Origin of the sequence: Shewanella sp. MBTL60-112-B2, from assembly GCF_019655055.1 — a bacterium.
Lineage (GTDB): Bacteria > Pseudomonadota > Gammaproteobacteria > Enterobacterales > Shewanellaceae > Shewanella.
The window spans coordinates 1-12,842 of sequence record NZ_BPFA01000052.1; the positions used below are offsets into that span (position 1 = coordinate 1).

Here is a 12,842-nt window from a genome sequence, read left to right on the forward strand (position 1 = left end):
TCTAATGCAGTCCGGGTCCCCATCGTCTAGAGGCCTAGGACACCGCCCTTTCACGGCGGTAACAGGGGTTCGAATCCCCTTGGGGATACCACTTATTTAAAGCGTTAAGTTTTAGCCTACAGAACTTGATGAGTATTCACTCTTTGCAGAGTCTAATGCAGTCCGGGTCCCCATCGTCTAGAGGCCTAGGACACCGCCCTTTCACGGCGGTAACAGGGGTTCGAATCCCCTTGGGGATACCACTTTCTTTTTTCGAAAAGAGCAAAGCGTTAAGTTTTAGCCTACAGAACTTGATGAGTATTCACTCTTTGCAGAGTCTAACGCAGTCCGGGTCCCCATCGTCTAGAGGCCTAGGACACCGCCCTTTCACGGCGGTAACAGGGGTTCGAATCCCCTTGGGGATACCACTATTTTAAATTTGTGTTAGTAATAACATGAATCTATACCCGAAATGGGGCCTTAGCTCAGCTGGGAGAGCGCAACACTGGCAGTGTTGAGGTCAGCGGTTCGATCCCGCTAGGCTCCACCATTTTACTGATTCTAAATTAGTAAGTAATTAAACCACCTTTGGGTGGTTTTTTTATGTTTAAAATTTGGCAGCTTTACTCGTAAATCAATCGCTATAACAACCTTTACTTTAGAGACTCTCGGCATCCATTTAGCAATTTCTTTAATTCTTGTTGAATTGAAGTGGAGAGCTTATGTGCTTTAATTTATAACTGGGCTTAGAGGAAGGGAAGTCTGCTGTAAACGTTAGCTCACTTTCACTGTTAGCGTAGGTTGTGATCTTTTGATTATTCAGTTTTGAATTTCGGCAGAATAAACAAATGTGTGATTAGGCTAGGAATATCTGCGAAGAAATTGAGTAATATTAAAAGCAACTGCTGTATCTAAGGGATTAGATTAAAAGGCCAAAGTAGATCTGTAGCGTTATGAGCAGGGGTTATCGTACTGATCTAAAAAGCCATCATTGCGATGGCTTTTATCTAACTGCATTATTTGAAGATACTTTGCTATAGCACGAGGCTAAGCAACACTTAATCAATGCTAATCTACGCCGAGGAAGCCGCCAGTTTGGTGGGCCCAAAGCTGTGCGTAGATCCCGCCAGAGCTAATTAGATCCTGGTGCGTACCTTGCTCAACGATTTTTCCTTCATCTATAACAATCAATCTGTCCATTGCTGCAATAGTTGATAATCGATGCGCGATAGCAATGACCGTTTTGCCTTGCATAAGCTGGTATAAACTTTCTTGAATCGCGGCTTCTACTTCTGAATCTAGTGCTGATGTGGCTTCATCGAGTAGCAGAATCGGTGCGTTCTTAAGTAATACTCGTGCAATAGCAATACGTTGTCGTTGTCCTCCAGAGAGTTTAACTCCACGTTCGCCGACTTGAGCATCGAGCCCTATATTGCCCTCAGGGTCGCTTAGCGTCTGAATAAACTCATAAGCCTGTGAGTTTCTTATCGCAGCGTCCAGCTCTTCATCACTGGCATCTGGATTACCATAAAGAATATTGTCACGAATTGAGCGATGTAGCAGCGAAGTATCTTGGGTCACCATGCCGATATGAGCGCGCAGAGAGTCTTGCGTCACTTGAGTAATATTTTGCTTATCGATAGCAATATTACCTGACTCAACATCATGAAAGCGCATTAATAGATTCACCAAGGTTGACTTGCCTGCGCCGGAGCGGCCGACTAACCCCACTTTCTCACCGGGCTTAATATTCAAGTTAAGCTCATCGATAACACCGGTATTTTCACCATAGTGAAAGCTGACATTATTAAAATCGATTTGGCCTTTGGTCACGCTAAGCGCTGGTGCATTATCGATATCATTAATATCGGTTGGTTTAGATAGAGTATTCATGCCATCAGCAACAGTGCCGATGTTTTCAAATAGTGAGCTGATCTCCCACATGATCCACTGCGACATGCCGTTAAGCCTTAGAGCCAGACTTATCGCAATCGCAATTGCACCAACGGTAATAGCGTCACTTTGCCATAGCCAAATTGATACTGCAGCAATAGAGAAAGCAAGTATGTAATTGATAACTTGCACACTGACATTAATCCAGGTGACTAAACGCATCTGTTTATACACGGTTTCTAAAAAGGTGCGCATACTGCCTTTAGCGTATTCAGCTTCTTTCTGGGTGTGTGAAAACAGCTTCACGGTAGCAATGTTAGTGTAACTATCAACAATACGGCCAGTCATTGTCGAGCGCGCATCAGCTTGTTCGGTAGATACCTTTTTAAGTTGAGGTAAAAAGCGCCACTGCAAGCCCACATAAACAGCTAACCAAATAAGCATTGGGATCATTAGTCTGATGTCAGCCTTGGCAATCATCACCACCATAGAGGTGAAGTAAACCAGGATATAGACCAACACATCCAGCAGTTTGGTCACCGTTTCTCTAACTGCTAGTGAAGTTTGCATCACCTTTGTAGCAACGCGGCCAGCAAAGTCATTTTGATAGAATGAAACGCTCTGCTTTAGTAGGTAACGATGGGCTAACCAGCGGATAGACATTGGGTAGTTGCCCAGCAATCCTTGGTAGACAATCAGTGCATGCAATAAGGTTACTAATGGGATCACCACTAAAACCAACACCGTCATTGTGAGTAAGCGTGCACCTTCTTGCTCAAATAAAGTTTGAGGATCATGTTTAACCAGCAAATCGACTAGATCGCCCATAAAGCCGAAAAGCGATACTTCAAGGATCGCGAGTAGTGCTGTAAGAATTGACATAATAACCAGCGGTACTTCAAAACCACGGGTATAGTGACGGCAAAACGCGTAGATCCCTTTTGGCGGTTGCTGTGGTTCTTCGCTAGGCAGCGGATCGACCCAAGACTCAAATCGTTTGAACATGTTTTTACTCAGTTTTATATAAAAGTTAGAAAACTCTAATGAATCGATAGCATATAGGATTACTGAGATTAAGTGTACACAATGCACTGTAACTAAATATTCTTTATATTCAGTTCCGTTTTCCGCTAGTTCACGATGAGCTTGTTGCGTACTATTGTTGGTAATAATCTAGTTCTCGAGGCTAAGAATGGTAGAGCATCAGTGTCAGATAGATATCCAAGCTTGTCGTAAAGCAAGGCTTGCTCGCGATCCACGTTTTGATGGCCAATTTTTTACTGGCGTATTAACGACTAAAATCTATTGTCGACCAATTTGTCCTGCGGTTAGCCCAAAAGAGCAAAACGTAAGATATTTCGATACAGCGTTACAGGCAGCAAATGCAGGTTTACGGCCGTGTCTTCGTTGTCGGCCAGATAGTGCACCGCAATCTTATGCATGGAAGGGCACACAAACCACGCTAGATAGAGCGAAAGCCATGATTGATAGTGGCCTAATCTCAGGTCAAGACGGCCTAAGTGTTGAAACCTTAGCGAGCCGATTGGGTATTAGCAGTCGTTACTTAAGGAAGCTGTTTCAAGATAAACTCGGAACATCAGTTAAATCCTACGCTCAATATCAGCAACTGATGCTGGCGAAGCAACTATTACATCAAACTAAGCTCAGCATTACTCAAGTGGCGTTCGCTGCTGGCTTTAATAGCATTCGCCGTTTTAACGAAGTGTTCCAACAAGTATTGCAACTCACGCCTAGCGATTTACGTAAACGCGCATCGGTTACAAGCCTAGAAAACAAAACAGAGTCGCTTGAAAAGAAAGGGCGCATTACACTGAACTTACAGCTTAGTTTTAGGCCGCCCTTAAGTTGGTCTCAGCAGCATCACTTTTACCAAGTCCGAGCGGTACAAAATATGGAATGGCTAGATGATGAATCTAGTTATGGGCGCACCTTTATCATTAATGAGGTAAGTGGTTACTTCACCGCCAAGCTCGATAGTGTAGCGAACCTATTTAATGTTGAAATTGTATTAGAAGATGACAGCGCACTGCCACAGCTTGGCTTGATTATAAATGGGATCCGCAGAGTGTTAGATCTCAACGCCAATATTGCACAAATAGATAAAGCATTACTTGAGTTAACGCCCATCAGCAGCCTAATGCGAACAGGTTTAAGACTACCCGGTGTGTGGTCTACATTTGAAGCAGGCTGCCGCGCAGTACTTGGGCAACAGGTGAGTATTGTGCAAGCATCAAAATTACTCAATCAGTTAGTGCTCGCCTACGGTGAGGAGCGCATGGTGGGTGGTAGAAGGGTTAAGCTATTTCCAACACCTGCAGTGATTGCTACTGCAGAGTTAAGTGAGCTAAAAATGCCCGGAGCGAGAAAGAAAGCACTTAATGGACTCGCTCAATTTGTAACGGAAAATCCAGATGCTGATTTAGCAGATTGGTTGACAATTAAAGGCATTGGTCCATGGACGGTTGCCTACGCTAAAATGCGCGGCTTGAGCGATCCGGATGTATTGTTATGTGGCGATCTGGTTGTTAAAAAAAGAATTCTCGCCTTATATGCGGAGCAAGGATTGGACAGTGATAATTACACTGAAATAACCGAGTCAATGGCAAAGCAAATCGCCCCGTGGGGTAGCTATTTAACTTTTCAACTGTGGAACCTTTGATGATTAATAACACTAAACCCATCGCGAAACTTAACTTTCAATCAAGCTATGGAAAGCTTTCCCTTTGCGCCAATGCTCAGGGTCTTACACACCTTAATTTTATTCCAGCACCTGAGGATGAGTGGCAGACTCGCGAAATTGATAATCAACAGATCATCGATAACCGTAAAGTTATTGTCGATAAGCAGGAGGTGACTCTTGCTGAGCAACATTTAGCCCAAGCACAACAGGAGCTAATGGAATATTTTGCGCAAAAGCGAGCGCATTTTGAGGTACCACTAGCACCGAAAGGCACCGAGTTTCAAAAGCAAGTGTGGCAAGCGTTGACAGAGCTTGAGCATGGCCAAAGCTGCAGCTACGGCGAGATAGCGAACAAAATTGATAGACCTAAGGCGGTTAGAGCTGTCGGCACGGCAAACGGCGCTAACCCTATCGCGATAATTGTGCCTTGCCATAGAGTAATAGGTAAAAATGGAACCTTAACAGGTTATGCTTACGGGCTAGATTTAAAACAAAAGCTGCTCAGCCTTGAGGGCTTATCAGTTTAGCTTAACTGGTTTGTTTTCCCATTAAACAAGACTTTTAAGACCCGGTTAGATCCCTCAAGCAGCTAACTAAGAAAAGTAAGCTTTTAAACGGATATTAGCGTAGAATAAGCGCCTTATTTTTGATTAGGCGTTTACCCGTAAATTATGACTCAGCCAGTATCTTCAACCGACCAAGTAGCAACGCAAACTGTAGCGAGCTCATCAGCTCACAGTGACTTTACCCAACTAGGGCTAATCCCTGAGTTGCTTGAAACGCTTAAACTGCTGAGTTATACAAAGCCTACGCCAATTCAGTCACATATTATTCCGGCAGTTTTAGATGGAAAAGATGTGCTTGGTGGCGCTAAAACGGGTTCGGGTAAAACCGCTGCTTTCGCTCTACCTATTATTCAAAAGCTTGCTAAGGCATCAACTCGTAAAGCGGGCAGTAACTTTGTCTCTTGTTTGGTGTTAGTGCCTACTCGTGAGCTAGCACAGCAAGTTAGCGATAGCTTTATGCGCTATTCGCAGTTGATTAAACCTAACCTAAAAACCCTTGCGGTTTATGGTGGTGTGTCGACTAATGTGCAAATGCAAAGCTTACGTGGCGGGGCCGACATTGTTGTGGCTACACCAGGTCGATTAATCGATCTTATTTCAAGTAACGCCCTTAAACTGGATAAAACCACCACATTAGTGTTGGATGAAGCTGATCGCATGTTGAGCCTTGGTTTTACTGAAGAGCTGAACGCGCTGTTAGCTAAGTTACCAAAAGCTAAACAAACCTTGTTGTTCTCAGCCACCTTCCCAGAAGAAGTGCGCGAGCTTACCGATTCGCTATTGAATAACCCTGTAGAAATACAGTTACAAAGTAGCGAAGAAAGCACTTTGGTTCAGCGTGTTATCACCGTTAATCGTAATCGTAAAACGGCTTTGCTTGCACAATTGATTAAAGACAATCAGTGGCAACAAGTGCTTATCTTTGCCAGTTCAAAGTATAGTTGTAATCGTTTAGCGCAAAAGTTAGAAAATGCCGGTATTACCGCTGAAGTATTCCATAGCGACAAAGGTCAGGGCGCACGTAACCGTGTTCTAGACGGTTTTAAGTCAGGCGAGATCAGTGTGCTTATTGCCACCGATATTGCAGCTCGCGGTATTGATATTGAAAAGCTGCCTATTGTGATCAACTTTGAACTGCCACGAAGCCCAGCAGACTACATGCACCGTATTGGCCGTAGTGGTCGTGCAGGTGAAGCAGGTATTGCGATGAGCTTGATTTCACACGATGAATATCAGCACTTCAAATTGATCGAGAAGAAAAATAAGCTGCGATTAGAACGAGAGCAGATCCCAGGCTTTGAAGCCGACCTTGAAGCGCCGGAAGACTGTCCATCACGTGACGTTAAGCCGATGGCGAAGCCAGCTGGCACGGGGAAAAAGCATCGTAATAAATTACCGAAAGCCAATGCTGAGCTTTGGGGCAAGAAGTCTTAAATTGAAGGTATTACAGCGTGTGGCACTTTTCATCATGTCGCGCAATATTAAAGGGCTCATATTGAGCCCTTTTTAACATCTGTAACGGTGTTTTTGCGGGGGAACACTAGTTTTTAATCACTGATGGTCATCTAGAGAGATAAAGCGATAGCGCAGTATTTCGGCATTAGGTATGCCCTTGTCGATTTATCGTCTCTTAAAATACATTTTTACCTAGGAAACACTATGCAGCACCTATTCTGGTTAGTTGAGGGGCAAATTGCAGGACGCAGTGGCCCAAATAAAGACTCTTGGGATCTCGCACAAATTAAGGCGTCTGGCATTGATGCTATTTTATCGGTTAATCATGGTGAAGAGTGTAATGTTGAAGAGATAACTGATTTAGGTCTAGATTATCTCTGTGTGCCGTTTTCTAGCAACATTCCGCCGAAGGAAGAAGACTTAGCACTTTGTACTGAACAAGTCCCCAAAGCGCTGGCGTTTATTAGGCAATGTGAACAGCAAGACAAAACAGTTTTAATCCATTGTCGTTCAGGCAAAGATAGAACGGGGCTGATTATGGCTTACTATTTAATGGATAATGGTGCGGCTCCACTCCACGCAGTGAGCCAAGTTAGAGCCATACGTGATATTGCATTTAGTTCTGAAGGTTGGGATCAGTTTGCATTTGATGTGCTTTATGCGCTACAAGAGTAATTAAGATCCAGCAATAGAATAAAACAATGAATGCAAAAGGATTGCAGTCACTTTTCTTTTTAAGAAGCTTCTTTCTTTGGGCAGCCATCGGTGCACTATTTGGCTGCCAATCTTCTCCTATCTACCCAGATAAACCCATTACCACTAAGTTAACCGCTCAAACTGAATGGCCATTGGTTCAATATGTTCAAACCGATGTTGAGGCGCATCCCGAACAAACTGGCGTGCTGCCACTAGCGGACGGTATTGATGCCTTTATCGCACGTCTCGCTTTAGTGAATGCCGCTACAGCCAGTATCGATCTACAGTATTATATCTATCGTGGAGATGACGCGGGTAAACTGCTCACTTGGCATTTAATCGAGGCTGCCGACCGCGGAGTTAGAGTCCGCATTTTACTCGATGATATGGCGGCTAAAAATGCAGATAAAGCCCTAGTAATGCTGGATGAACATGAAAATATCCAGGTGCGCTTATATAACCCCTCGTTTGAGAGATATTTCCGTAATATTGCCTTTGTTGCTGGCTTTTCCAGATTGAATCATCGTATGCACAATAAATCGTTAACGGTCGATAATACCATTAGCGTAGTTGGCGGGCGTAATATCGGTAATGAGTACTTCTCAAATGATATCAATGTTGAATTTGGCGATTTTGATTTAATGGCGATCGGTAGTGGCGTAAATGAGGTTTCTAAACAGTTTGATCTCTACTGGAATGCACCATTAACCGTAGAGATTAATGCGCTAAGCTCCCACAGTGTGACGGCTAATGATATTGCCGATGCCATGGCTTTGGTTGAGTCAGAAAAAGCAGATTATCAGTCCAATCCGTATGTCGCCCGTTTGCTAAATAGCCAGCTGATAAGCCAAATGGAGAATCATTCTCTGCATTGGTTCTGGGGGCCAGCAAGACTGATTTATGATCAACCCGATAAGCAGAATCACCAGTCGAATGAAGACAGTATTCTTTCTGATCTTGGGGAGTATTTGGAGCGGGCAAAAGACGAGGTGTTAATTGTATCGCCTTACTTTGTTCCCACTAGAGCAGGTACAAAAAGTATTGTCGAATCTGCACGAGCAGGGATTGATATTACCATATTGACTAATAGCTTAGCTGCTACCGATGTATTGGCTGTTCATGCTGGTTATAGGCAATATCGGCAGGCGTTACTAGAGGCTGGTGTAAAAATTTATGAAGTGAAAGCTAATCCCAAACAGAAGAAAACTAGCAGTTGGAGCGGCAGCTCCAAAAGTAGCCTACATGCGAAAACCTTTGTCACTGATAGGCTATCACTTTTTGTCGGTTCCTTTAATTTCGATCCTCGCTCTGCATGGCTAAATACTGAGATGGGGTTGATTATAGATAACCAAGAGCTTGCAACAGGTGTGGTAGACGCGATTGAAGCAAGCTTAGCAAAAAATACCTATCGTTTAGAGCTAGAGCAGGGCGAAATCGTCTGGTTCGATGATTTTAGTCAACGAAAAATTTACACCGAGCCCGATGCCGGTCTGTGGCGAAAGTTTCTAGTCGATTGCATCGCATTATTACCCATTGAATCGCAGCTTTAATTGTTTGCTTAGATTGATTAGGTTAGAGTTTATCGCAATGATTAAGATCTTAACGGCCTAATAGCAATGAATGCAATAAGCACTAACAAAGCGAAGAGTAAGGCAAGCCAGTCACAAGGTTTACTCTTATTTCAGCTGTCTCTGACACAGTTATTTGCACTGGGCACCTTGAAAATACGCGAGTTGGTTCCTTATTCGCCATTGAGTGTGATCCCTCATTCTCACTCAACGATTTTAGGTGCGGCCAACATACGTGGCACTACGATCCCTATCGTCGATATGGCTGCCGCAGTCGGGTATCGACCGATTAGCAACGAAGAATTGAAAGATAGCTATATTATCATTACTGATTGTCAACGAATGGTTATTGGCTTTCTTGTACGTTCAATCGATAAGATTATTGAGTGCAATTGGCGTGATATTGAGAAGCCACCGAGTAATTTAGGTAAGAATGCTTACCTTACTGGGGTGACAAAAATTGATGGTAAGTTGGTGCAGTTACTGGATGTAGAATTACTGCTATCTAAAGTCTTTCCGGCCAGCCCTGAAACCACCCGAGCTATTTTGACAGATGTGCAGCGTGAATATTTAAAGCCGCTCAATATTTTACTGGTTGATGACTCTAAAGTGGCTCGTAAACAGCTGAGTGATGCATTAGATAGTATCAACATTCCTTATCAGGTTACTGCCGATGGCAAGGAGGCCTTATTGATAATGGAGCAAGCTGAGCGTGATAACCATGCCATTGATATTCTGGTCAGCGATATCGAAATGCCAGGACTTGATGGCTATGAGCTAGCCTTCGAAGTTAAGAACAATTCCGCAATTGCCTCGGCATATATTATTTTACACACTTCGCTGTCCAGTGAAATAAGTGTCAGCCAAGCTCATCAAGTAGGTGCCAATGAGGCACTCACTAAGTTTGATGCTCACGAGCTGATCGAAGCCATGTTAAGAGGGGCAGAAAAAGCAACAGTAACGACTAATGTTTAGGGCCTTATTAGCAGTATGTTAACTGTGAGTAATAACTGAGCTTATTTGTCTGGTAAAGGTAGACAATAGTTGCCACATCCGATACAAACTGTGTCGAAGGGAGATTAATTTTATTTAAGGTTCGCCTAATGGTGAGCTTAAATAGAATGGTTACATACTATAATAACGACAGGTTAAGAAATGAATCAAAAACCATCTTTGTTTGCCCGATTGGCAGACGGCAGTTTAGTGTTACAAATTCTCGTAGGTATTATCGCTGGTGTTATTTTAGCTACCGTATCAAAATCCGGCGCTGAAAGTGTTGCATTCTTAGGTCAGCTTTTTGTTGGCGCCTTAAAAGCAATCGCACCGATTTTAGTGTTTATCTTGGTAGCTGCATCAATTGCTAACCAAAAGAAAAATGCTAAAACCAATATGCGTCCAATTGTGATCCTTTATCTATTTGGTACCTTTTCGGCGGCAGTCACGGCTGTATTGATGAGTTTTGCCTTTCCGACCACACTAGCGTTAACGCTAGATGCCGCTCAGGCTAGTCCGCCAGAAGGCATTGGTGAAGTGATCCATACACTGTTGTTCCAGTTGGTTGATAACCCAGTTAATGCGGTAATGACAGGTAACTACATTGGTATTTTGGCTTGGGGTGTGGGTCTAGGTTTAGCGCTACATCATGCTACTGATTCAACTAAGCAAGTATTTGCCGATGTAAGCCATGGTATTTCTCAAATGGTGCGCTTTATTATCCGTTTAGCACCTATTGGTATTTTCGGTTTAGTATCATCAACATTTGCTAGTACAGGCTTTAGCGCAATAGCGGGTTATATGCACTTGCTACTGGTACTGCTTGGTGCGATGGCGATTATGGCGCTGATTATTAACCCTGCGATTGTATACTTTAAAATACGCCGTAACCCGTATCCATTAGTGTTTACTTGTCTACGTGAAAGTGGTGTTACAGCCTTCTTTACTCGCTCGAGTGCTGCGAATATTCCTGTGAATATGGCATTATGTGAAAAGTTAAAGTTACATGAAGATACCTATTCAGTTTCTATCCCACTAGGTGCAACTATCAACATGGGCGGCGCGGCGATTACGATTACTATCCTAACGCTTGCTGCAGCAAACTCTATGGGTATTCAAGTGGATATTCTAACCGCTATTTTGCTCAGTGTTGTAGCGGGTGTTTCTGCTTGTGGTGCATCGGGTGTTGCTGGCGGTTCACTACTACTTATCCCATTAGCATGTAGTCTGTTCGGTATTTCAAATGATGTCGCCATGCAGGTTGTTGCAGTTGGCTTTATCATTGGTGTCATCCAAGATTCGGCAGAAACTGGTCTTAACAGCTCTACAGACGTGATCTTTACTGCTGCCGCTTGTGAAGCGGCAGAAAGAAAAGAAAACGCTTAGTACTGCGAAGCTAGTCAATATTAATCATGAAAGCCCGTTCACTTAGTGAGCGGGCTTTTTGTTTGCTAATTTATTAGTACAGGACAATCACAGCAAGATATTCACGTTTTTTTTAAACAGCAAACTCTGCAGGCTTATGCGCCAATAAGGCCTAGTGGTTTCCCCGATTTCCATGCGCCGCGGGTAAAATCCGGGAAGTTAACCGAGTTACTACGGTTATTTACTGACGCTTCGCTGAGAATATTCACAACAGACCAAGCTGCACCGTCATACACGTCTTGATCTAATGGTTCGGCATTTCTTAAGCAATACACCATGCGCCACAGCATTAAAAAGTCCATGCCGCCATGGCCACCATTTCGCTCAGCTTCTTGCCCCATTCGTTGCCAAAGTGGATGATCATACTTGGCATACCATTTTGCCATATCCCTATCCCACTTGTGGTAACTTGCAGAGCCAGCCTGTTCAATAGCGATGCGGTTAGGAAAGCCTGCAAACACGCCATTAGTGCCTTGGATAAGATTATGGCGACTATAAGGGCGTGGAGTCGTAGTATCGTGCTGAACCATGATAGAGCGGCCCTTCACTGTTTTTATAAGGGTGGTATTCATGTCGCCATTAATATAGTTGAGCTGATTGCGTTCATGATCGTCAGGGAATTCACGCTCTGCGTATAAGGCACGGCCAAGGGCAGGGGAGCTCATTGAGGTTAAGTAATCAAACCTATCGCCGCGATTAATATTCATATACTGGGACACAGGGCCCAAGCCGTGTGTGGGATACAGGTTGCCATTGCGTTTAGTGTGCCAGTATGTGCGCCAAGACCCTGTTTTACTGTCAATTTCTTTCATCTGCCAACGAAGTTCATGAATGTAAGCTGCTTCGCCATGCAGCAGTTCGCCAAATAATCCCTGACGTACCATATTCAGTACCATTAACTCATCGCGACCGTAGTTGACGTTCTCCATCATCATACAGTTCTTCTGGGTTCGCTCGGCGGTATCGACTATTTGCCAGCATTCTTCAACAGTAAGAGCTAGAGGCACTTCGACAAAGGCGTGCTTGCCACTCTCCATTGTGTCAATCGCCATTGGTGCATGCCATTCCCAAGGCGTGGATATAATCACAATATCGATGTCATCGCGATTAAGTAAATCTTTATACGCCTGTTCGCTGCCAGTGTATCGAGCGGGCTTAGGTAGCCCTTGCGCTATAACAAATTCAATAGATTTATCTAGGACCTGGGCGTCAGTATCGCAAATGGCCTTGATCTCAACCCCTTCTAAATGACAAAAATGCTTCACATGGCCCGAACCTCGCTGGCCTACACCAATAAAACCCACTCTAACAGTATCTATTTTGGGGACGACTAGACCCATGACGGATGCTCCTGCTGCAGGCTTTGTTGGAACAGCTTCAGCAGATGATATTGGAAGTTGTGAGGTGAGGAGCCCCGCAGCTGAGAGACCAGCTGTTTTTAAAAAATGTCGGCGATTAAGTTTCATCTAGCGTCCTGAGTGATTTTATTAGAATAGGATTTATCTCAAGAGTTATATCAAATTCGGTATATAAAAGGTTAAAAATAAGTATATCAATATGTAACGC

The 12,842-nt window shown here is 43.7% G+C and carries 9 protein-coding genes and 4 tRNA genes; 11 read left to right on the top strand and 2 right to left on the bottom strand.

Going from position 1 to position 12,842, the window contains the following annotated elements; all coding sequences use genetic code 11:
• The first annotated feature begins 15 nt into the window (after positions 1–15).
• The 4 genes from K5Q73_RS20885 to K5Q73_RS20900 all read left to right on the top strand — a co-directional run bounded on the left by K5Q73_RS20885 (position 16) and on the right by K5Q73_RS20900 (position 529).
• Positions 16–91: transfer RNA gene (locus K5Q73_RS20885), tRNA-Glu, on the top strand.
• Between the two features lie 75 nt (positions 92–166).
• Positions 167–242: transfer RNA gene (locus K5Q73_RS20890), tRNA-Glu, on the top strand.
• An 89-nt stretch (positions 243–331) separates the two neighbouring features.
• Positions 332–407 (top strand) — tRNA-Glu (locus K5Q73_RS20895).
• Between the two features lie 46 nt (positions 408–453).
• A tRNA-Ala gene (locus K5Q73_RS20900) sits at positions 454–529 on the top strand.
• A 518-nt stretch (positions 530–1,047) separates the two neighbouring features.
• Here K5Q73_RS20900 and K5Q73_RS20905 read toward each other — a convergent pair.
• Entirely contained in the window at positions 1,048–2,877 is a 1,830-nt protein-coding gene (locus K5Q73_RS20905; RefSeq protein ID WP_220762997.1) for an ABC transporter ATP-binding protein, read from the bottom strand.
• A 187-nt stretch (positions 2,878–3,064) separates the two neighbouring features.
• Between K5Q73_RS20905 and K5Q73_RS20910 the strand changes: the two genes are divergently transcribed.
• From K5Q73_RS20910 to sstT, 7 genes are all read left to right on the top strand, one after another.
• Positions 3,065–4,552, top strand: coding sequence for an Ada metal-binding domain-containing protein (locus tag K5Q73_RS20910; RefSeq protein ID WP_220762995.1), 1,488 nt, complete (start codon positions 3,065–3,067; stop codon positions 4,550–4,552).
• Positions 4,552–5,100, top strand: a complete 549-nt coding sequence (locus K5Q73_RS20915) for a methylated-DNA--[protein]-cysteine S-methyltransferase (RefSeq protein WP_220762992.1) — start codon at positions 4,552–4,554, stop codon at positions 5,098–5,100. Before K5Q73_RS20910 ends, K5Q73_RS20915 begins: the two co-directional genes overlap by 1 nt.
• 144 nt (positions 5,101–5,244) lie before the next feature.
• Entirely contained in the window at positions 5,245–6,573 is a 1,329-nt protein-coding gene (locus K5Q73_RS20920) for a DEAD/DEAH box helicase (protein WP_220762990.1), read from the top strand.
• Between the two features lie 225 nt (positions 6,574–6,798).
• On the top strand, positions 6,799–7,269 hold the full coding sequence (locus tag K5Q73_RS20925; protein ID WP_220762988.1) for a dual specificity protein phosphatase family protein: 471 nt from the start codon (positions 6,799–6,801) through the stop codon (positions 7,267–7,269).
• 26 nt (positions 7,270–7,295) lie between these two features.
• The gene (locus tag K5Q73_RS20930; RefSeq protein WP_220762986.1) at positions 7,296–8,840 is read left to right on the top strand and encodes a phospholipase D family protein; all 1,545 of its coding nucleotides are present in this window, start codon (positions 7,296–7,298) and stop codon (positions 8,838–8,840) included.
• Between the two features lie 66 nt (positions 8,841–8,906).
• Positions 8,907–9,833, top strand: coding sequence for a chemotaxis protein (locus tag K5Q73_RS20935; protein WP_220762984.1), 927 nt, complete (start codon positions 8,907–8,909; stop codon positions 9,831–9,833).
• Between the two features lie 180 nt (positions 9,834–10,013).
• Entirely contained in the window at positions 10,014–11,237 is a 1,224-nt protein-coding gene (sstT, locus tag K5Q73_RS20940) for a serine/threonine transporter SstT (RefSeq protein ID WP_220762982.1), read from the top strand.
• Positions 11,238–11,371: 134 nt separating this feature from the next.
• Here sstT and K5Q73_RS20945 read toward each other — a convergent pair whose 3' ends face one another.
• A complete protein-coding gene (locus K5Q73_RS20945) occupies positions 11,372–12,742 on the bottom strand; it encodes a Gfo/Idh/MocA family protein (RefSeq protein ID WP_220762980.1) in 1,371 nt (456 codons plus the stop codon).
• Positions 12,743–12,842 lie beyond the last annotated feature (100 nt).